This is a genomic window from Paenibacillus sp. ov031 (assembly GCF_900143165.1).
GTDB classification, from domain to species: Bacteria; Bacillota; Bacilli; order Paenibacillales; family Paenibacillaceae; genus Paenibacillus; species Paenibacillus marchantiae.
Genome location: NZ_FRDO01000001.1, coordinates 920301 through 941037, shown reverse-complemented (window position 1 = coordinate 941037; position 20737 = coordinate 920301). Strand labels below are relative to the sequence as shown.

The 20737-nt window shown below is 44.0% G+C and carries 19 protein-coding genes; 5 read left to right on the top strand and 14 right to left on the bottom strand.

The annotated features are described in order from the left end of the window. Position 1 precedes the first annotated feature (1 nt). Positions 2-850, bottom strand: a complete 849-nt coding sequence (locus BUA17_RS04150; protein WP_170867785.1) for a methyltransferase domain-containing protein — start codon at positions 848-850, stop codon at positions 2-4. Between the two features lie 121 nt (positions 851-971). After that, positions 972-1325 carry a thioredoxin family protein gene (locus tag BUA17_RS04145; protein WP_072732694.1) on the bottom strand — a complete coding sequence of 118 codons (354 nt, stop codon included), beginning with the start codon at positions 1323-1325 and terminating at the stop codon, positions 972-974. A 166-nt stretch (positions 1326-1491) separates the two neighbouring features. Here BUA17_RS04145 and BUA17_RS31090 point away from each other — a divergent pair, with 166 nt between their 5' ends. Continuing rightward, positions 1492-1629: a hypothetical protein gene (locus tag BUA17_RS31090; RefSeq protein WP_163752989.1), complete on the top strand. Its 138-nt coding sequence runs from the start codon at positions 1492-1494 to the stop codon at positions 1627-1629. Between the two features lie 113 nt (positions 1630-1742). Here BUA17_RS31090 and BUA17_RS04140 read toward each other — a convergent pair whose 3' ends face one another. The 3 genes from BUA17_RS04140 to BUA17_RS04130 form a co-directional block, all read right to left on the bottom strand. Then, positions 1743-2036 carry a DUF3817 domain-containing protein gene (locus BUA17_RS04140; RefSeq protein WP_064638677.1) on the bottom strand — a complete coding sequence of 98 codons (294 nt, stop codon included), beginning with the start codon at positions 2034-2036 and terminating at the stop codon, positions 1743-1745. Between the two features lie 176 nt (positions 2037-2212). Beyond that, entirely contained in the window at positions 2213-3421 is a 1209-nt protein-coding gene (locus BUA17_RS04135) for a macrolide family glycosyltransferase (RefSeq protein WP_072732693.1), read from the bottom strand. An 81-nt stretch (positions 3422-3502) separates the two neighbouring features. Next, positions 3503-4471: a LacI family DNA-binding transcriptional regulator gene (locus BUA17_RS04130; protein WP_064638679.1), complete on the bottom strand. Its 969-nt coding sequence runs from the start codon at positions 4469-4471 to the stop codon at positions 3503-3505. 166 nt (positions 4472-4637) lie between these two features. Here BUA17_RS04130 and BUA17_RS04125 point away from each other — a divergent pair, with 166 nt between their 5' ends. Further along, complete coding sequence (locus BUA17_RS04125; RefSeq protein WP_072732692.1) at positions 4638-6071, top strand: glycoside hydrolase family 1 protein; 1434 nt, start codon at positions 4638-4640, stop codon at positions 6069-6071. 129 nt (positions 6072-6200) lie between these two features. On the opposite strand, the gene BUA17_RS04120 is transcribed toward BUA17_RS04125, so the two are convergent. The 6 genes from BUA17_RS04120 to BUA17_RS04095 all read right to left on the bottom strand — a co-directional run bounded on the left by BUA17_RS04120 (position 6201) and on the right by BUA17_RS04095 (position 12905). Next, on the bottom strand, positions 6201-7205 hold the full coding sequence (locus BUA17_RS04120; RefSeq protein WP_072732691.1) for an ROK family protein: 1005 nt from the start codon (positions 7203-7205) through the stop codon (positions 6201-6203). Positions 7206-7322: 117 nt separating this feature from the next. Beyond that, positions 7323-7910: a sugar O-acetyltransferase gene (locus BUA17_RS04115; RefSeq protein WP_072732690.1), complete on the bottom strand. Its 588-nt coding sequence runs from the start codon at positions 7908-7910 to the stop codon at positions 7323-7325. Positions 7911-7951: 41 nt separating this feature from the next. Continuing rightward, the gene (locus BUA17_RS04110) at positions 7952-8527 is read right to left on the bottom strand and encodes a sugar O-acetyltransferase (protein ID WP_170867784.1); all 576 of its coding nucleotides are present in this window, start codon (positions 8525-8527) and stop codon (positions 7952-7954) included. A gap of 241 nt (positions 8528-8768) precedes the next feature. Continuing rightward, positions 8769-9932: an MFS transporter gene (locus tag BUA17_RS04105; RefSeq protein WP_072732689.1), complete on the bottom strand. Its 1164-nt coding sequence runs from the start codon at positions 9930-9932 to the stop codon at positions 8769-8771. Positions 9933-10037: 105 nt separating this feature from the next. Next, positions 10038-10796 carry a TrmB family transcriptional regulator gene (locus tag BUA17_RS04100; protein WP_072732688.1) on the bottom strand — a complete coding sequence of 253 codons (759 nt, stop codon included), beginning with the start codon at positions 10794-10796 and terminating at the stop codon, positions 10038-10040. An 87-nt stretch (positions 10797-10883) separates the two neighbouring features. Next, on the bottom strand, positions 10884-12905 hold the full coding sequence (locus BUA17_RS04095; protein WP_072733469.1) for a catalase: 2022 nt from the start codon (positions 12903-12905) through the stop codon (positions 10884-10886). A gap of 248 nt (positions 12906-13153) precedes the next feature. Here BUA17_RS04095 and BUA17_RS04090 point away from each other — a divergent pair, with 248 nt between their 5' ends. After that, a complete protein-coding gene (locus BUA17_RS04090; protein ID WP_063563578.1) occupies positions 13154-13417 on the top strand; it encodes a hypothetical protein in 264 nt (87 codons plus the stop codon). A gap of 82 nt (positions 13418-13499) precedes the next feature. Here the strand turns inward: BUA17_RS04090 and BUA17_RS04085 are convergent, their stop codons facing one another. The 3 genes from BUA17_RS04085 to BUA17_RS04075 are packed head-to-tail and all read right to left on the bottom strand — an operon-like array spanning position 13500 to position 17013. After that, positions 13500-15113 (bottom strand): type 2 periplasmic-binding domain-containing protein, encoded by a 1614-nt coding sequence (locus tag BUA17_RS04085; protein WP_072732687.1) that lies wholly within the window; start codon positions 15111-15113, stop codon positions 13500-13502. A gap of 39 nt (positions 15114-15152) precedes the next feature. Then, positions 15153-16049 (bottom strand): carbohydrate ABC transporter permease, encoded by an 897-nt coding sequence (locus BUA17_RS04080; protein ID WP_063563637.1) that lies wholly within the window; start codon positions 16047-16049, stop codon positions 15153-15155. Positions 16050-16089: 40 nt separating this feature from the next. Then, positions 16090-17013 carry an ABC transporter permease gene (locus BUA17_RS04075; RefSeq protein WP_063563576.1) on the bottom strand — a complete coding sequence of 308 codons (924 nt, stop codon included), beginning with the start codon at positions 17011-17013 and terminating at the stop codon, positions 16090-16092. Positions 17014-17348: 335 nt separating this feature from the next. Between BUA17_RS04075 and BUA17_RS04070 the strand changes: the two genes are divergently transcribed. After that, positions 17349-19100, top strand: coding sequence for a sensor histidine kinase (locus BUA17_RS04070; protein ID WP_072732686.1), 1752 nt, complete (start codon positions 17349-17351; stop codon positions 19098-19100). Continuing rightward, a complete protein-coding gene (locus BUA17_RS04065; RefSeq protein ID WP_072732685.1) occupies positions 19081-20691 on the top strand; it encodes a response regulator in 1611 nt (536 codons plus the stop codon). The genes BUA17_RS04070 and BUA17_RS04065 overlap by 20 nt, the downstream gene beginning before the upstream one ends. Positions 20692-20737: the final 46 nt, after the last annotated feature.

The following is a 20737-nucleotide window of genomic DNA, read 5'->3' as shown; positions in this document are numbered from 1 at the left end:
TTCAATCTCTTTTCTTTTTCCGCTTTGGTGATCGCATATTGCTTTTGCGTCCGGACTTTAAACGACGGTTACCTGTCGTGCCTACACTCCTCTTACTGCGTTGCGGTAAGGGGAGTTTTTTCTCTGGTATTTCACGCTTCTCTTGCCCTAATGTGGGAGACAAGTGTTCCAGATAAAAGGGCTTCTCCAGTCCTTCCTGATCCTGATATTGAATTCTTTGCTCTTTGATGTAATCCGGCTCCTCCAGCAGTTCGCTTGATTGGTATCCAGCAACTTCGGCATCTGAAATCGGCTGCTTTACAACAAGGAGATGATACATAATCTGATAAGCTACATTCAGTTGGGAGTGTCGTAACAGTTCCAGTTCCGTTTCATTGTATAAACCGTGATAGGAAGGGAAATAGAAAAACTCCATGTTGAGCAACCTGAAATCGATAGGGGATTCTACTGTCTCCTCCTGAAGCTGCAGGCGATCTGAACTATACAAAGGTGACTTGTCATCATGTATTTCATTGACCTGAGAGGTCCAGAATTGGGGCATGTATTCATTAAACAACTGCTTGAAATGGGGATTAACCATATGTGAAGTTACATGTGCATAGGGGGCTACGATACAGACAATCGCTTTGTGTGTACTAATCCTGTATATTTCCTCCATCACCTGCTGCAAATGATCAACATATTGCAAGCTGTGTGAACACATCACAAATGTGGCACAGTTATCATCAATCGGGAGGGGCGAATTGATATCGTGAACAATGTTGGTCGTGGGATATGCTATTCGATCAATTCCCGTACAATTTTGGTGTTTATTTTTTCCGCTACCCAAATCGATTCTCAATCCGCTCACTTCTTCCTCATACAATTTAATACTGTATTTTATTCCAAAGTGGGACTACGTGTATAAGCGTTCACCCTATGTTCATGGCATATTATGCAAAAAAAGCAGCTCATATATGAGCTGCCGATAATCATGCTTCTAATTCCCCGTTCTGGGTGTACATACGATAAATTTGTTGTACCTGCTCTTCCAATCGATCAAAGCGAACAAAACGATCGGCTCGAATATACTCCTTCTGCTCCACCAACATAATCATCGCGGGAACTGTGAAAATAAGAAACCTGGACGCCACCTCTTCCACTTGGTTAGCATTGATGTGGGCCAAGTGCACCATTGGATACGGTTCAAGTAACTCCCTAATCTTAGGGAGTAAGGCGTGACATACACTGCACTCTGGCCGTGATACGTACAAAAAAACCAATTCATGTTGCTTAATCATTTCTTCGATCATTTCTATGGATGTTAAAGTATGGAGCTCTTTCATAGGGGTCATCCCTTTCGGTCAGTTGGCAACTATAGTTAAACTATAGTTTATCACGAATGATTGACTGTACAAATCTCGCACTCACCTAAACATTTTCTTTTCAAACACAGCCTATCTGCATTAAAATGAAGTTGGAAGATCATCCCAAATGAAAAGAGGTTTTTGTATGAAAAAATCATTTGTTTTTCTGCTTACTGCCCTGATTGCTGTTATCTCCTTCTCCGCGTATACACCTGTATCTGATGCCTCTGGCGATATTGGAGTTAGCCTGCTATCAGATCGTCAGCAAGGCACCGTAAAATAAACGTTCGCACTCTTTCCAAGAAAGAATTTGTACAGAAAATCAGCAGGCGGCCAGTTCGGATAACATCCGGGTTGGTCGCCTGCTGTCATTGTCATTGTTCTTTTCAGCAATCTTTACTTCCAATCCCTCTTGCGAAGATAGGATTCGAATACAAATGTTCCGAAAGGCAATAAGCCTGCTACCAATCCCATGAACCAGCGTGAAGCTTTCCACTTCTTCACAACTGCCAAATGCACAAGTGTAATCAGATATAGCGGAAAAAGAATACCGTGAATCATACCCATAATCATTACTGGGGAAGACATATCGGCTAAATATTTTAGCGGCATGGCTATAAAAATCAACAGCAGCAATGATACACCTTCCCAAATGCCTGCAATTCTGAATCGACCCGTCACTGTCTTCATCCTGTTCAATCTCACCTTTCCAGCGGCTAGTTTGTGAAATGTGTAACTTGTTAAAACATGTTTCAACTTGAAGCCACATCATCTATAATAATGCAGCTTCTCTTGAAACGTCTTGTTCAGTATACCGCATGGTTCAGGTCCGGAAATGCTTCAATTTTGAATAATTAATGACTGAACTATCCGTGAATGAAATGTTGATTTTTAAATTCAAAAATCGCATCAACAGCATAATGATATCCGCCTGATTTTCGAAAGGATTCCCTCAAATTCGCAGCAGCTTTCTCAAAAGAAGGAACGCTCAACACATGATCCACAGCTTCACGCAGCTGACTGGCAGTCAAGGTTTGCATTTGTAAGCTGATACCTGCTCCTCTACTAACAACCTGCTCAGCGATGATCGGCTGATCCGCGCTTTGAGGGAGTATAATGAGGGGAACCCCATAATATAAACCTTCATTGGTACTGTTCATCCCGCCATGTGTAATAAATAATTTAGCGGACTGCAATACATCCATTTGTGGAACATAACGTTTAACCATAAAATTCCCCGGAATTTCTCCCAGATCCGTAATTTGTGTTCTATCCCCTACAGACATGACGATTGTATGATCGGTATTCCCCAATGCTTCCAAGCAAAGCTTATAGAAATCAAGAGCTTGGTTAAAAATTGTACCCAGTGAAATGTAAATAGGTCTTTTCCCTTTAATTGCTGTCAGGTCGAAGTCTTCATGCGTTAATCGCGAGAAGATGGACGGACCTACAAAATGATACGTGTGGTCGAATGCATCTCCATAAGGCTGGAATTCCCTTGTTGTATATACGATGGTAAGCGGCGCGGGATTGCAAAACACTTCGTAGGGAGTAGCAATCTCCACATCATATTTTTCCTGTAACCTGATCGTCAGGCTATGGAATGTATCGTTTATAGGTTGGGCGATTTCGGTAGGAACATTTAAGAAAAAGTGTTGCATCAAATGATCGAAAGATTCTTCATTCTGCGCAAAAGAAGTGTATGAATTAATTGCAGGCAGCTTCAGAATTTGCGCAAGCAAACGTCCGCAGCCAAACATGGAATCATGGATGATGTAGTCAAAATGTTCACCCTTAATCTGTTCAAGCACGCTCGGAATGACGATATCTGCCGTAAGTAAAAGACCGTTGACTCGCTCGAGCACATAATCTCTGCCACCTGAGACAAAGGCTTTAATGAATTTTTGACCGTCAAAGGTTCGGACTATAGCCCCCGTCTTTTCCATACGTTCCCGATAAGCTTCTATAGTGAAGTACACGACCTCTTCCCCGCGTGAAATAAGCTCTTGCACGACGCCAATTGTTGGATTGACATGACCCTCTGATCCACCGTTAATAAATAAAACACGTGCCATAACGATCCCTCCTTTGCTATGCTACGTTCTCTAAATGGTGTAAGAATTCGTATGCAATGATGTGCTTTTCCCCAAAAAAATTTAGGTGGTTGCACGTTCTATCAGTTGAAATTCCAATTGCTGAGGCTGTAGCTCCTGCTTGCCAAGGACGGCCCATAATTGATGAAAGGCCTGCGTAGCTTGTTCTGCAATTGGATTATGTATGGTTGTTATTCCAAGCACACGCGACAACTCAATGTCATCGAAACCAACAATAGCAAGTTGTTCGGGAACTTGTATATTCTGTTTGCGTGCTTCGGACCAGATTCCGATTGCTGCATAATCATTCGAACATAACACCGCTTGAGGAAGTTCTGGCCCACTTGCCATTCTTCGCATCGCCTCTTCTCCGTCAGACGAACTGAACACGGAATATTGATAAGCTTCACGTAATACAGGCAGACCCTTATCTGCCATAAATGATTCATAGGCTTCACGCCGACTCTGAGTATTCAGACTTTCTGCTCTGCCAAAGGCATTGGCAATGCGGGTATATCCTTTGGACACCAGATGTTCAAGAGCCAGCTTGTAGCCTTGCGCCTGATCCATAGCCACTGACGGAATTTCGTCATCTTCCATCCGCTGCCAAGATACAATCGGACCATACTCGCAATAGGCTTTCAGTTTGTCTGGATGATTGACACAGGTCATAATCACCAGTCCATCTACTCGTTTACTCCGCAGATCCTCGAACGCCTGCAATTCAATCTCTTTATCTCCACGCGAAGTATAGATCAGGGTCTGGAATCCATAATCCATCGCTGTATCAATGAATTGATTCATGAACGTAATAATAATTTCGTTGGTTGCGGATGTGACAATTCCAATTTGCTTGGTCTGTCCGGTAGATAACGAAACGGCATTTCGGTTCGGGATATAGTTGAGCTGTTTCATGATTTGCGTTATTTTCTGCCGGGCCTCGTCACTCACATGTGGTGAATGATTAATTACTCTGGACACCGTGGCCTTCGAGTAGCCGGACAGCTTCATAATTTCATCGAACTTGGACACATGAAGTCTCCTTTCTTGCTGACTTTCTATGATGATTTACAGTTTGCCTCAAAATAAATAAAAAGTAAAACTTGACGTGTAACCCGTTCCAACGATTAAGCTTTTTTTATGCAGTGCTGCTGTATGTAATATTCACAATGAATTCATAACGATTGGAGCGATACACATGACTCATTCTCAACATCCATCATTTCATTTCCCTGAAAACTTTCTGTGGGGTGGTGCGATTGCCGCCAACCAGGCTGAAGGTGCATATAATCTAGGTGGCAAAGGTTTGTCCACTCAGGATGTGGCTCCCAAAGGTATCATGGGTCCCATTACTGAAGAACCGACTGAAGATAACATGAAACTGATCGGGATTGACCTCTATCACCGTTATAAAGAAGACGTGAAGCTGTTCGCTGAGATGGGATTCAAGGTATTCCGTACTTCCATCGCCTGGTCCCGTATTTTCCCTAAAGGCGATGAGCTGGAACCCAATGAAGAAGGCCTTCAATTCTATGATGATCTCTTTGACGAGTGTCTTAAATACGGAATCGAACCACTGGTCACCCTTTCCCACTACGAGACACCTCTCCATCTCTCCAAGGAATATGATGGCTGGGTTAATCGGAAGATGGTCGGCTTCTACGAGCGTTATGTGACTGCTGTATTTAAACGTTATCAAAATAAAGTGAAATATTGGCTCACGTTCAACGAAATCAATTCGATTCTGGAAGCACCATTCATGAGCGGTGGGATCTACACACCAAAAGAGAAATTGAGCAAGCAGGATCTTTATCAGGCAATACACCATGAGTTTGTAGCCAGCGCTTCTGCTGTGAAACTCTGTCATGAGATCATTCCAACTGCACAGATTGGTTGTATGATGCTCAGTATGCCGACCTATCCACTAACACCGAATCCCGATGACATGATTAAAGTGATGGAATTCGAACACAGCAATTATTTCTTCGGAGATGTACATGTGAGAGGCCGCTATCCTGGATACATGAAACGTTACTTCCGTGAAAATGGAATCCAGATTCAGATGGAAGATGGCGACGAAGACATGTTGCTCCATACCGTCGACTTCATTTCTTTCAGCTATTACATGAGTATCTGCCAAACGGCTGATCCGGATAAACAAGTTGCAGGTGAAGGTAACCTGCTTGGAGGTATACCTAACCCTTACTTGCCTGCAAGTGAATGGGGATGGCAGATCGATCCGCAAGGACTGCGTTATGTTTTGAATATGTTCTATGACCGTTATCAGAAACCACTCTTTATTGTGGAAAATGGGTTGGGCGCTGTGGACGAGCTTATTACCGGATCTGATGGTGAAAAGACAGTTGAAGATGACTATCGCATTCAGTACTTGAATGATCATCTTGTGCAGGTCGGGGAAGCCATTGAAGACGGCGTTGAAGTTATGGGATATACGTCCTGGGGATGTATTGATGTGGTCAGTGCTTCGTCAGCACAATTGAAAAAGCGTTATGGTTATATCTATGTTGATCGCCATGACGATGGTTCAGGTACACTCGAACGGTATCGCAAAAAGTCGTTCCACTGGTACAAAGATGTCATCGGCAGTAATGGCAAAAGCCTGAAACGCTAAGAATGGATACACCTGGAGCAGGTACATTCCTGCTCTCCCCCAGCAGAAAACAAGGACATGCATTGGTATACGATGTGATGATGTATTGTTTTCTGCTGAGGGATTTTTATTAATATGGGAGTCCCGTCTTCAGTTGAATTGGACCAGGTCCGGTTCCAACGATTTCAACGTTAACCATCTCATCCCTGCTTCAAAGTCTTCCTGGAAGGAATCGATCAGAATGATGTCAGGATAAGATGGCATCGACAGATCGGCTTGATACATTTGCCATGCTTGAACCACTGCATCTTCTTCAACCATCTTCTGGTAAATCACAACCTGGTCTGGAGCAAGAATCGCATTTACCATTTGAATCATTTTGCATACCGTTGCAATAAACGCTTCCTTTTCCACTGTATCATACCAATCAATTCCCATAGGAAGGTATTTGACTTCCCCGGCCATGCCACGTTTTCCTTTGATCACTTTACCGTCCACATAAATGCCCATGCCTGGAGGATATTTGGTTGGAAAATAAATTCCGATGACACACTGATCCTCGTCTAACTCTTTTTTTGCGCAATATCCGCTAATTGCAGCGTTCACATCATTTTCCACCATGACTGGTAATCCGAACTGTGCTTCAAGATCTTCAATCATGCGGACACCTTCTAACTGCCGGTGACTGCTCACCGTAATTTCTCCATTCACGGTTTGCCCCGGAATACCGATACCGATGACTTTAATGGAAGCATGTTGAGCCAGTACGTTCCCAATGATTTCATAGAAGTGTGTCTGGTCAAAGGCGGGCATCGTATATTCTTCTCTGAACACCATGTTATCCTCTAAGTTAATGACAGTGGCTGTGATCAGATCCTGCCCCTGCTTTTCGTTGATATACATGACCAAAGCCAAGCTAAAATCGTAATTATATCTGTAGGTTAATGCAGGTCTCCCCCCGTTGGAAGGTACTGTCTCGTCCTCAAACAGTTCACCCAGTTCACACAACTCTTTGACCAGTGAATTGACGGTTACCACACTGAGCTTGGTCAAGGAGGCCAGTTGTGGCTTGGTTGCTGTTTCTACCCGTTTCATGACCTGGCGTACATGGTTTATATTAATTTCTTTCATCAAATACGCGTTCGCTATTTTCATAAGCACCCCTACTCCATAGTTTCTTCTCCAATGTAGTAACTATACAATATCTCCAAAGGGTTTAAAAACACCCGATGAAAAAACATCGGGCATTCTGAGGGTTCGTATACATTTGTGTTAGCTTCTTCTATACTTCGTTTTGTCTGCTTCCGTTATTTTGCGAATCACTCTGCATGGATTACCCGCAGCAATTACATCCGAAGGAATGTCTCTGGTAACTACACTTCCTGCACCGATGATTGTGTTATCTCCAATGGTCACACCCGCAAGCACAGTCACGCCGCCACCAATCCATACATTATTGCCCACTGTGATCGGACCTACAATTTCAAGCCCTTCGTTACGTTGTTCCACATCATAAGGATGACCAGCAGTGTAGAATCCACAGTTCGGAGCAACAAAAACGTTGTCACCAAACCGGATTTTAGCTCCATCCAGCATAACTATATTATGATTGCTATAGAAGTTCTCGCCAATTTCAATGTTATAGCCGTAATCACATACAAATGGCTGCTCGATGAGGAAACGATCCGTCGTTTTTCCAAGCAACTTTTTGATCAATACTTCTCTCTCAGTGATCTTACCTGGGTGAAGTTGATTATACTCGTAACAAAGTCCCTTCGCGTACAACCGCTCATCAATTAATTCTTTGTCGTAATTCGCATTATACAGTAGTCCCAGTTGTGATTTCTCTTTTTCTGTCATGAATTCTTATGCCTCCAACTCTTCTGTCCAAAATGAATAGATTAAAGCTCTATCTCTCTAATGATTCTAGCAGGATTTCCACCAACAATCATGTTATCCGGGACATCTTTTGTGACTACCGCACCGGAAGCAATAACGACATTGTTACCAATGGTGACCCCTGGATTAATGACTGCCCTGCCTCCGATCCATACATTATTCCCTATGGTTACTGGCTTGCCATATTCTGCACCTGTTATCCGTTCAAATGGATTCAAGGGATGAGTAGCGGTATATATGTGAACATCAGGTCCCATTAAACAGTTATCCCCAATGCGCACTTCACATACGTCAAGTATCGTACAGTTAAAGTTGGTATAGAAATGCTCTCCAACATGAATGTTGTAACCATAGTCAAAATGAATATTCGGTTCCATGCTCAGGTGATCACCCGTTGATCCTAATAGCTCTTTTAATAGCTTTGTACGGAGCGCACCATCTGTTTCTGTGGTCTGATTGTACATGCGTGTCATTTTTCTTGCATATTCCCGGTCTTGAGACAATTGGGGATCGGAAGCCAAGTACAGCTCACCATCGATCATTTTTTGTTTTTCCGATTTTGTTGTGATATTGCTCATGATTGTTTCCCCTTTACGTCTATATTAATATTCGAAACCATAAATTAAGATACTTTATAAAGCTATAATAATTATATGGGATAAGTTAAATAAATCAAGTTCCTTTGCAAATTGAATATAGAAATATTATGCCTAATGTTATTAAAAAAACCTCTGCGATCCAATAATTATTGGATCGCAGAGGTTTGCTGAAGTAAAAAAATATATAGCAGTTTGCAAAGACAACTTTTAAATCAACACATTATCCAGCCGCCTGAACCGTTTGCTCTTTGCGACTGATTGCATAAACGGCTGACACCAGACCCATCAGGATTAAAACTGATCCCACCCATCCTGTATACATAATGGATGAATGATCGATAACCACCCCGCCAATATAGGTTCCGAGAGCTATACCAGCATGTGCAATGCCTGAATTGGTGCTAATTAACGTTTCAGCCGTTGCCGGTGAGGTTTTGATAATCAGACTATTCTGTACCGGGGTAACGGTCCAGCTTAATGCACTCCAGATACTTAGCAGAATCAAGAAGGCAATTAAAGGCAACCCGGTACTAAATGGAATAACCGCCATGCTTATGATAAAGGGTATCAGCACGATAATAATGGCTTTGGCTGGGTGCAAGCGATCTGATAATATGCCGCCGATTCCTCCCCCTGCCACAGCAGCGATACCAAACATCATATAGATAAAGGTGACCATTGTTGAGCTGGCTCCCAGCGCTTCCTGGAGAAATGGTGTGAAATAAGCATATAACGTTAAGTGTCCTGCGAGCACAAGCAATGTTGTAACATGGATTGCCAGCATTTTCGGATTCCATAGAGCAGTAAGCTGCTTCTTCAGGGATACTGCCGGAATCGGCTGCACACGATCCATGGCAATGCCAATGGCAACCATGACTACTGCAGTCAAAATCGCGATCAACATAAACACTTCACGCCATCCTGCGATATTACCCACAAAGATTCCGAGAGGTACCCCCAGAATCAGTGATGCACTTCCTCCCATCGTGATTATTCCCACAGCACGCCCTTTATATTGGGGCTCCACAATACGAGCTGCGAGCGTCAAAGACAGGACAAAAATCAGCGAGCCCGTTGCAGCCCCCAATGCTCTGCCTGCCAAAAGAATATAGAAATTAGCACTGAACGCAGAGATGAGATTGCTGATTAGAAAAACGAATAAAGTGCACATATATACTTTTTTACGTTCGAATCTAGCCGTCATATTTAACAAAATAGGCGCAGATAACGCATAGACAAGGGAGAAGATGGAAATTAAATACCCGGCTTTGGCCAAGGTCAGATGAAGATCTGTTGCAATCAAGTCCAGAATCCCGCCTAAAATGAGTTCAACGGTACCAACCACAAATGCCGCGATTGCCAGGACATATACTTTTTTATTCATTTTTGAATCCTCCTCAAAAGTTACAACTACGATAGTAACTTAATTAAGAGAGGATTTCAATACAAAAAAGCTATTCTCCGAAAGAATAGCTTTGGAACCATCGTTTTAATAAATTAATCGCGCCAACAGACGTGCGATTTCTTCGTCCTGAAGCAGCTGGTCACCATATTTTTTGGTAATTTGAGTAAGAGCGACGTCATGATAGAAATAATCCGTCATGGCTTTAACAATCGGTTTGGACGTTGTCTTGATAGCCTTCCATGAATCATGTTCGATTCCTGCAAACAAGAGATAGCCATGGTCAACAATGATTAGCTGCGAGGGCTCAAGATTACTGTCCTCAAGCATCGGAATTAACGAATATTTATGGGTTAGAGACGTTTGCAGTCCTCCTACAGCCAAGACCTCTACATGTACCCCTTCGGCCTCTTTTCTCTCCAGAAGCTCCCGGTATTTCTCCATTTGCTCGTTCCAGGCCAGAAAAAGGATAGATGAATCCGCTTCCTCAATAAGCTGTTCAATATTCGATGCAATAGATGATGCATCCTTCAATGTCCAGATATGTTCATCAGTGAATGTACGTTTGATTTTATACGTCTTTAATTCCTCAATATCCTTCTCAAAGTCAGCCCTAATTTTGAGGATAATGGACTGAAGATCAACCGCCATGTACAATTTTTTCTTCCCATGCATAGTTGTTAGGACGATTCCCTTATCAATAAGCCGATTAAGCACTTCGTATATCTTAGCCTTGGGTACATTGGAGTAATTAACAATGGATGTGGCATCGAGCGGTGCATCCTGCGCAAATATGGCCTCATATACCTGACTTTCATATTGTGTAAAACCGAATTTCTGCAACATGGTTTGGATCGGAGCATCCCTTCTTGGTTGTATCGTTCTATACAGTTTAGACGCCTGAACTTCCCATGTCCAGTTTATCCCACCTAATTACGTTCGATTCCAAAAGCGTTGTTGGGTCATGGCTTGAATGAATTGCTCTGCAAACGCCGCTGGTTGTTGTTCCACAATGACGCCAGGTTTGCCGATAATACCGACTGGCTGGATCAGTGCCTCCCCCGTCGGTGTAGCTCCTACCGGTTTAAAATGATTGTACGTTTCAATGGCATAGGATCGGGTGTATTTTTGAAAATAATTATCTTCCTTCTGTCCTCCAACAATGAACAGTCCATCATATACCAAAGGTGATCCGGTCAAAAAGCTGTCATCCACTTTCAACTCCACACCGCTCGTTCCATGGACCACACCTTGTCTTTCATGAACAATGACTGGACGAAGTCCCGCGCTCTTAAACTCATCTAAAATGTATTGTGTGCTGGGACCATCAAATCCTTCACCGACAATCACCCCGACGCGCAGTGTCTTGGGAGAAAATACGGTATTGGCCATGCTTAGCGCAGGGGAAAATTTTGTCACCGTAGATTCGGAAACCTTAGGTACAGCGACTCCAAGCTCGCGAGCCAGAATGGTTGCCAGCTCTGTGCTGATATTCCCTAACATATCGACGACCTGTTGGCGAATCGAAACATCTTTTACTTTCCCAAGCTCAAACGTGAGTGCCTGAATGATATGACCCTTCTCCACACCTGTCATGCTGTTCCAGAATAAACGTGCCTGTGAGAAATGATCCAGGAAACTAGCTGCCGTTTTTCGTTCCTTGAGACCTTGCACCGTGGAAGGATACGTTACAAACCCACCTTTTGTACCGGGCACAGTATAGGGAGAATTATTGGCAAGAGAGTTTTCGTGATAGGCGACTCTTCCTCGATCAATGGTGTAGCGGGAAGCACCGTCTCTCTGGTTGTTATGTACAGGGCACACGGGACGATTGATCGGCAATTCCTGATAATTCGTGCCCACCCTTGCCAATTGTGTATCCGTATACGAGAATAGCCGGCCTTGAAGCAGTGGATCATTGCTGAAATCAATGCCACGTACAATGTTGCCAGGATGGAAAGCCGACTGTTCCGTTTCCGCAAATACATTCTCGACATTTTGGTTAATCGTCATTTTGCCAATGATGCGTACCGGAATGTCTTCTTCTGGCCATAATTTCGTTGCATCCAAAATATCAAAATCAAACTTGAATTCATCCGCTTCCTCCAGCACCTGTATTCCAAGTTCGAACTCAGCAAAGTTACCTGCATTGATATTCTCCCACAGGTCCCTGCGATGAAAATCCGGGTCCGCACCGCCCAGCTTCTGCGCCTCATCCCACACAAAAGAATGCATGCCAAGTACAGGCCGCCAATGAAATTTCACGAATCTGGATTTGCCTTCTTTGTTCACCAGCCGGAAGGTATGTACTCCAAATCCCTGCATCATTCGAAAGCTTCGCGGTATCGTGCGATCCGACATAATCCACATGACCATCGCTGCCGACTCCTGATTATTGGCGATGAAGTCCCAGAAGGTATCGTGCGCAGTGGAGCCTTGTGGAATTTCATTATTGGGTTCCGGCTTCAGTGCATGAATCAAATCCGGGAACTTGATCCCATCCTGAATGAAGAAGATCGGAATATTATTGCCGACCAGATCAAAGTTGCCTTCTTCGGTATAAAACTTCACTGAAAACCCACGCACATCCCGATTCGTTTCGTTCACTCCTTTGGAGCCTGCAACCTCGGAAAAACGAACAAATAGCGGTGTCTTCACACCGGGATCCTGAAGAAAATGTGCCATCGTTAACTCTTCAAGTGACTCATATAACTCAAATTCACCGTAGGCTCCATATCCCCGGGCATGCACAACTCTCTCCGGAATGCGTTCCCGGTCAAAGTGAGACAATTTCTCACGCATCAGAAAATCTTCAAGCAGCGTGGGTCCGCGATCCCCCGCTTTTAGCGAGTTGCTATCATCCGATATTTTAACCCCTTCGTTGGAAGACATCTCTTTTCCGTTATTATCCCGAAGAAAGGCATTTCGCTGTTCTATCTTTTTGTTCTCATCCATGGGTTCCTTGCTCATTCCAATCACCTCCAGCATTATATGTATGGGACTGGAAGTACACTTATGATTGACTGATACACCATACTTTGGTCCGAATCATGTGTGTGAATTACAAATATGAATTGCATGAACTTATCAATGGGTATAACTGGGGATTGTCCCATTTATGAAATATCGCGTCCTTTGTCTAGCACCTTCCTCATTTCCTTTTCATTTACTATAAAGAATCTAATAGAAAAGAGATGATGAGGATGGCTAGTGTAAAAGCTGTTCCACAACCGGATTTGGTATTGATCTACTGGTCCAGAAATCCGCTCGTTCCCGGTTCTGCACGCCGAATCAGAAGTGTGCGTGTGATTGGGAACACATCCCCTTGTACCTTCACACTGGTGCGTGGTGCATTGCTGATTAATGCCTTAAACTGTTTGCTGGACAATGATATTGGTTTTAAAGTGGTGTATAGCAAAAAAACATCGAGCATCAGTGGCGTTTTATTGTTGAAACGCAGATCTTAAACGAACAAACAGGTGCCCTCCTTCAATAAGGAAGTGCACCTGTTTGTTATTTAATCAATGAATGATGTGACTGAACTCCACTCTATTTGACGTTCATATAACGTTCGAAGGCATCATTACGGATGGTCAGTAACTGTTCAAGTCCCATATCATTCAACTTTTTGATATAAGCATCCCAGCCGTCTTCGATGCCGCCTTTGGTTACCCACTGAGCTCGCATCGTCGCTACATAACCGTCAATATCCGTTGTCAGCGTTGGCAGCTCCTGGAACTCTTCAGCATTGTACATAACCTTCGGATAAGGTGTCGTTACATCTGCACTGCCCAACTGATCAATTTGCAGCTTGAGTCCGTCACCAGCCTTCGGATTAAGCTTAATTTTTTCTTCAAAGGAAGGGCTTACATATTTGGGTCCGAAATCACGCAGGGATTGATCCCAGTACCAAGCATCGGCGCTAGTGCCTGCTGGCGGGTCCATCAGCGTATATGTGCCATCATCATTTTTCTTGATTACAGTTCCAATCGCACCCCAGAAATTCTGAATGCTGGCTTCGTTGGAATAGAACTGATCAGCCCAGCGTGCCGCTACTTCTGGAACAGTACATGAACTTGTAATGAGCAGTTCATTACGGGCCAGATTCATACCGCCCGGATCACCTGGTTGATAACGTTTGCCATCAGGTCCGGCAATTGGCGCAATCGCTTCATATTCGTCGCTCCACTTGCCAAATACCGCATCGGGCGTCCATTGGTTGCTGAAGCCAACGATTGGAATGTCTGCATTTTGCCATTTGGCTGATGTCATTGTATTGTCTTGTGTGAACAGTTCCTGATCAATCAACCCTTCTGAATACAGCTTATGTGTATAAATAAGAGCTTCTTTATAGGCGTCAGTCGTTGGGAAGAAGACCGGTTTACCGTCCTGCACAATCATACTGCTGGCATTAATGTCAGTGATTCCGAATGGATTGAGGAAATCCACATTCAGACCCGTTTCCGTGTACGGAATTTCGTCCTGTTTTCCATTTCCGTTCGGATCTTTTTCCTTAAACGCTTTCAACACCTGATACAGTTCTTCTGTTGTCGTTGGTGCTTTCAGCCCCAGCTTATCAAGCCAAGCCTTATTAATTACAGGCTGATTCCGGCTCTTCGGACGGGCAGGCAGTCTTGTTGGCATGGAATAGATTTTGCCATCAGGAAACGTACTGATTTTCTTCATGTCTGGCGTCTCTTGCATAGCCGCCTTCAAGTTGGGCATATACGAGTCAATATACTCATCCAGTGGACGGAAATAGCTCAGGTTGTTTACAATGTCCGAATCGCTGAACACCTGGTCACCCAAGATAATGTCCGGGAGTGTACCACTGGCAAGCATAATGGATTTCTGCTCCCCCCAGTCATTAGAGGACATGACCTGCCACTCAATTTTCACATTGGAATCCTTCTCCAAATCCTTGAGCCATTGGTTCTGTGTAAAGGTGTCGCCCATATTCCCCCAACGAACCGTCAGTACCTTGAGTGTGACCGGTTTATTGACAATCGGCAGACCTTCCTGATTAAAATCACTTGAAATCGTAGTCTCCGCAGGTTCACTACTATTTCCACTACTACAGCCAACAACGCTGACCAACATGGCCGACACGAGAAGCAGGCTGTTCATTTTGGTGAATAACTTCTTGCCTATCTTTTTCCCCATTTGGGAACCCCCTTGATTCGTAATGAATTTCAACCCGCCTTATTCCTTCACTGCGCCGATCATCACCCCCTGATTGAAATACTTTTGGATGAACGGATACACACACATGATCGGAATTGTAGCGATGATAATAACGGAATACCTCATCAAATTGGCAAGACGCAGGGCAACTTGTGCTGCTTCTCCTGTACCCATGCCAGACTGCATCTGATTCGTGATGAGGATATTACGTAAAATTAGTTGCAGCGGATACAGATTCGGATCTTTTAGATAAATCAGGGCATTAAAATATGAATTCCAATACCCTACAGCAATCCATAGTCCGAGGACTGCGATGATTGCTTTGGACAGCGGCAATACGATCAGTACAAAATACCTCAGGTTACCACAGCCATCGATCTGGGCAGCTTCCCATAAATCTCCCGGAATACTGGTCTGGAAAAATGTCCGGGCGACGATCATGTCGAAAACCACGACGGAGAACGGAAGCACCATCACCAGGAACGTGTTATAGAGATGGAAGTCGCGGATCGTCAGGAAGGTTGGAATCAAGCCGCCGCTGAAGAACATCGTAAAGATAAAGAACAGCGAGAAAAATTTGCGCCCGACCAGATCTTTTCTCGATAATGCATAAGCCGCCGAAATATTAACGACAAGCCCGAAGAGTGTTCCCACCACCGTATACAGAATGGTATTTCGATATCCGATCCAGATATTTTCGTGTCGCAGCAGTTCCCTATACCCTTCAAGCGTGAAACCTTTGGGGAAAACCCACACCTGTCCGTTAGCCACAGATGAAGGATCACTGAACGAGGCGATGACAATAAAATAGATCGGATAAATGATAGCAATCAGAAAAAGAACAGCAAAGGCATACAGTACAACTTCTGCAACCGTAACACGTGGTCGACGTTTTGTACGGGGAGTTCTGGTCATTGCTGCCGGTTCCATAACGCTCATCTTGTTTGTCTCCCCCCTACCATAGACTGTTTTCACTGTATTTCTTGGACAACTGGTTGACCAGAATAAGCAAAATAAAATTAATGACGGTATTAAACAGGTTTATCGCTGAGGAGAAGCTGTATTGGCTGCTCAGTAACCCGATTTTGTATACATAAGTAGACAGAATCTCACTTGAGAGAATGTTCAGGTCATTTTGCATCAGATACACCTTCTCAAATCCTACGCCCAGTAATCCGCCTACCCGCAGAATAAGCAGCGTGATGGCAGTCGGCAGCAGCATCGGAATATCAATATAACGAACCTTGTGCCATCGACTTGCCCCATCAACCGTGGCCGCTTCATAGAGGCTTGGGTCTACGGCAGACAGCGCGGCAATATAGATAATGCTATCCCAACCGACATGCTGCCACACGTCAGACCATACATACACACTGCTGAACAGAGCTGATGAACCCATTAAGTCCGGTGCTTGTGCTCCAAACAGCTGATACATATTGCCAACGAGCCCTGTACTTGGCGAGAACAGGATCAGCATCAACCCAACCATAACTACCGTTGAAATAAAGTGAGGCATATAGGAGACTGTCTGAAAAAGCCTCTTGAATCTTCCGGCTCTCATCTGGTTCACCAGTAGTGCAAGCATAATTGGGATCGGAAAAGTAGCCAAGCTGTACAGACTGATCACAAGTGTGTTACGTATCGTATTGGTAAATTGATAGGAATGAAAGAATTTCTCAAAGTATTTGAATCCAGCCCAAGGGCTGTCTCCGATTCCCAACGCCGGACTGTAGTCCTTAAAAGCGATTAATACGCCGTACATCGGCTTGTAGGCAAATAAAAGTGTCAACAGAACCGCTGGAAAAAGCAAAACGTAAAGGCCCCAGTTTCGCCTGATTCTCTCCAACGTTCTTCCAATATAAAGTGGATTGGTCCTCATGGTTCTTCCTTCCCTCCTGTAAATATACTGATGCTGCTCTCCCGTAGGACCTGTCATCTCTGGAATAGCTTCAGTATAAACTACTTCACATTGGGTTTACCGGACCGCTAAGGACGTTATTCGGACTTCTATGGTTCCATCCTTGAACTTTACAAGTAACCAAGATGCTTACAAGCAAAAATCATATCGTTATCCAGACTTTCGTGTGTGTAATCCGGACTTCTGAATCAAAAGATGCAAATCTTTATGTTTTTTTCAAATAAAGGTTTTATACTATTCCTGAGATATTAAAGCGTATTCATAACCAAGCAATCAAGAAAGTGGTGCATTGTTCCATGGCAAACCTGAACACCATCAAACCCTACCCCATTCGGCATTATATCCGCATGATGTTCGTCATTTCCTTTGTCGTGCTCATCTTGGATCTCGTAATCAGCATTGCTTCCATCTCCATGGTCAAACAGCAATCCACCCAATACTTGCAGGATGCAGCCGATCTGTATATCAATCGCATTAATCACGATTTTGCGTACATTAATCATTTCATGGGGTGGACACTGGCCAATGACGAGAATCTCGACAACATGAATACATATGGCGTGAACAGTATTCCGTTCCTAAAGGCCAACGAGAAATTACATTTGCTCTTTGCCGAACTACAGCGAAACTACGGGCAGTCGTACAATTTCTTTTATTACTTGGAGAATAGTGAATATTTCCTCAACTGCGCTCCAATAAGTATCTCCTATTCGGATTATTCAGAAGTGAAGAAGCAGATCATTACGCTAACCCGTGATAAAGGTGTGTATGAGAAGTTCTATTCCCATTGGACACCAATTCACGTGAACGGCACTTCTTATCTTATCAATATTGTGCCGTACTACAACCGTTATCTTATTGCCTTGATATCGGCAGATGAACTGATCGCCCCTCTCCAGCAGATTAATCTGGGGGCCAACGGATACGCCTCTCTGGTAGACGAGAATGGAGTGCAACTTTCTGGACCTGCCGGCGGGGATCACATACCAGAAGTGAGACATTCATTTCTCGATCTGTTCCAGTCTCATAATATTGTCAGCAGCGACTTCTCCAATGCGGCATTCAGCGTGCGCATGGCCATCAAGTTTGGTGCATTCGAGAAAATTATGGTAGCTCAGCTGCTCATTATGCTGCTTTTTCTGATTGTTACCTCCACATTAAGTGCAATCATCATGTTTTTCAGGAGAAATCTGCTTGTTCCCATTCAGCGATTCTCCAAAAATTTGGCGCGTATTAACGAAGGGGACGAAGCGACAGACTTCAAGAGCAGTCGGATTATGGAACTGGAGCAGGTCAATGCACAGTTTAAAGAACTGGTAGCCCAGATTAAACGGTTCAAGATCGATCGCTACGAGCAGGAATTAGAGAAACAGAAAATACGATTGGATTATATGAAATTGCAGATTAAGCCCCATTTCTTCCTGAACTGTCTGACGAGCATGTACAGTATGGCACAGATGCAGATGTACGAGGAAATTGAGAGTATGGCCCTGGCTACGTCCCGATATTTCCGATATATCTTTCAAAGTGGGGAGAATTTCGTTCTTCTGAAGGATGAGATTGAACATGTGAGAACATTTCTGGATATCCAGAAGTCGCGTTACCGCGATGCTTTTTCCTACCGCATTGAACATCCAGATGTGATCACGGGCATCGCTGTGCCACCACTCGTCATTCAGACATTCATCGAGAATGCCGTCAAATATGGGGTCTCCCGAGATCGGGAATTATGCATTACTTTATCCGTAACGGAACAACGACAGGAAAATGGCGATCATGTGCTGATCCGGATTTCGGATACAGGTCCAGGATTCAGCCCGGATGTTCTTGACGCACTGATGCGTGGAGAAGCGCTGGAACAAACCGGTGGTAACCGGATTGGCATTATGAATACCATCCAACGTTTGGAGTTGTTATATCGGGATGAAGCGAATATTACCTTTGCAAACGATGCAAGTGGCGCTCGGATCACGCTTTCCTTGCCTAAAATGATACTGAATTCAGATACTTCGGGAGAGGTGACAAACCATGAATGCATTGCTGGTTGATGATGATTATTTTGTAGTTATGGCTTTGGAAAAGAAAATCGATTGGAAGGCCTTGGGGATTCATACGATATTCACAGCCTATAATATTGCGCAGGCCAAGGAGGTTTTGCAAAATCATCCCGTTCAAATTCTCATATGTGATATTGAGATGCCCCAGGGCAGCGGGCTGGAATTACTCGCATGGGTCCGGGACGAATCGCATAATGTACAGACGATATTTCTGACCAACTACGCCGATTTCAATTATGCCCAGAAAGCAATTGAGCTGCAAAGCTTTGATTATTTTCTGAAGCCTATTGAGTTTGACAAGTTAACGCTTATTATTCAAAAGGCGGTTGCCAAAGCCCGAGACCAGCAGTTCATTGAGAAAGCCATTCATGAGGGTGAACTGTGGCAGAAAAATCGGAGCAAACTAATTGAGGATAGCTGGCGCAGGCTGATCTCCGGTAAAGCCTTTCCTTCCGGCCCTGCCGACGTCTCTGCCTTTTTGACAGAACAAAACCTGCCTTATGACACAACAGATCTGTTTCTGCCTATTCTGGTTAACCTGTTTCCGTATGATCATACGCTGGGCAAGACCGACAAGAACCTGTTCGATTACGCTTGTTTGAATGTGATGGTTGAACGGTTTCAGGACACTCTCTTCTCCATTGAAGCCATTACCGAGATCAAGGATCATAACTGGATGATTATTCTAAAATGGAACAGAGCGCCGGATGCACAGCTGATCGAATCCATGTGCGGTTCGTTTATCCCGGAGGTTAATAATTACCTGAAGTCGGATGTCTGCTGTAGTATCGGGTTCTCTCTGCCACTGGGTCAGATTCGTCATACCATCAACGAGTTGTTGCTTATGAATGAAGAACGAATCAAACACCGCAACCAAACCTTTTTACTGGAAAACTATAATAGACCTGAATTGAATTACACACCGCCTGATCTGGGATTGCTGGAGAAATTGTTGAATGAAAATCGCTTCCAGGCGTTTCTGGATGAAACAGGGCGTTATATGCATCAACTTGTCCGTGAAGAGGTGGTAGGCACCGCTGTTCTAAGTCTGTTGCGTCTTGATCTGGTGCAACTTGTGTATGCCCAATTGAAGAGTAAGGAGATCGAAGTGCACAAGCTGTATATGGGCAAAACGAATGATCAGTTGTTCATGCAATCTCTGCATTCTATTGAAGACATGCAATCCTATATTGCCTACCTGGTCAATACGGCTGCGGAATATCTGAATGTTGCCGAGCAGCCCAAGTCGGTTGTACATGAGATTACCCATTATATACGCACTCACTATGGAGAAGATCTAACGAGGAATAACCTGGGGGAGATGGTCTATCTGAATCCAGATTATCTAGCAAGACTGTTCAAGAAAGAAATGGGCATTTCACTGGGCCATTATGTCATCCATACCCGTCTTGTGGCGGCCCGACATTTGCTGGAGACCACCGCACAATCGGTGCATACCATTGCTGGAAATGTCGGTTATACCAACTACTCTCACTTCACCAAACTGTTTAAGCAAGAGATGGGCTGCAGCCCCAATGAATATCGCAAGAAGCAGAAAGAGAACTCTCATGAAACAGGATGACCTTTCTCGCTTGTAATACAAAATGCCACCCTGCGTATCGCACGCA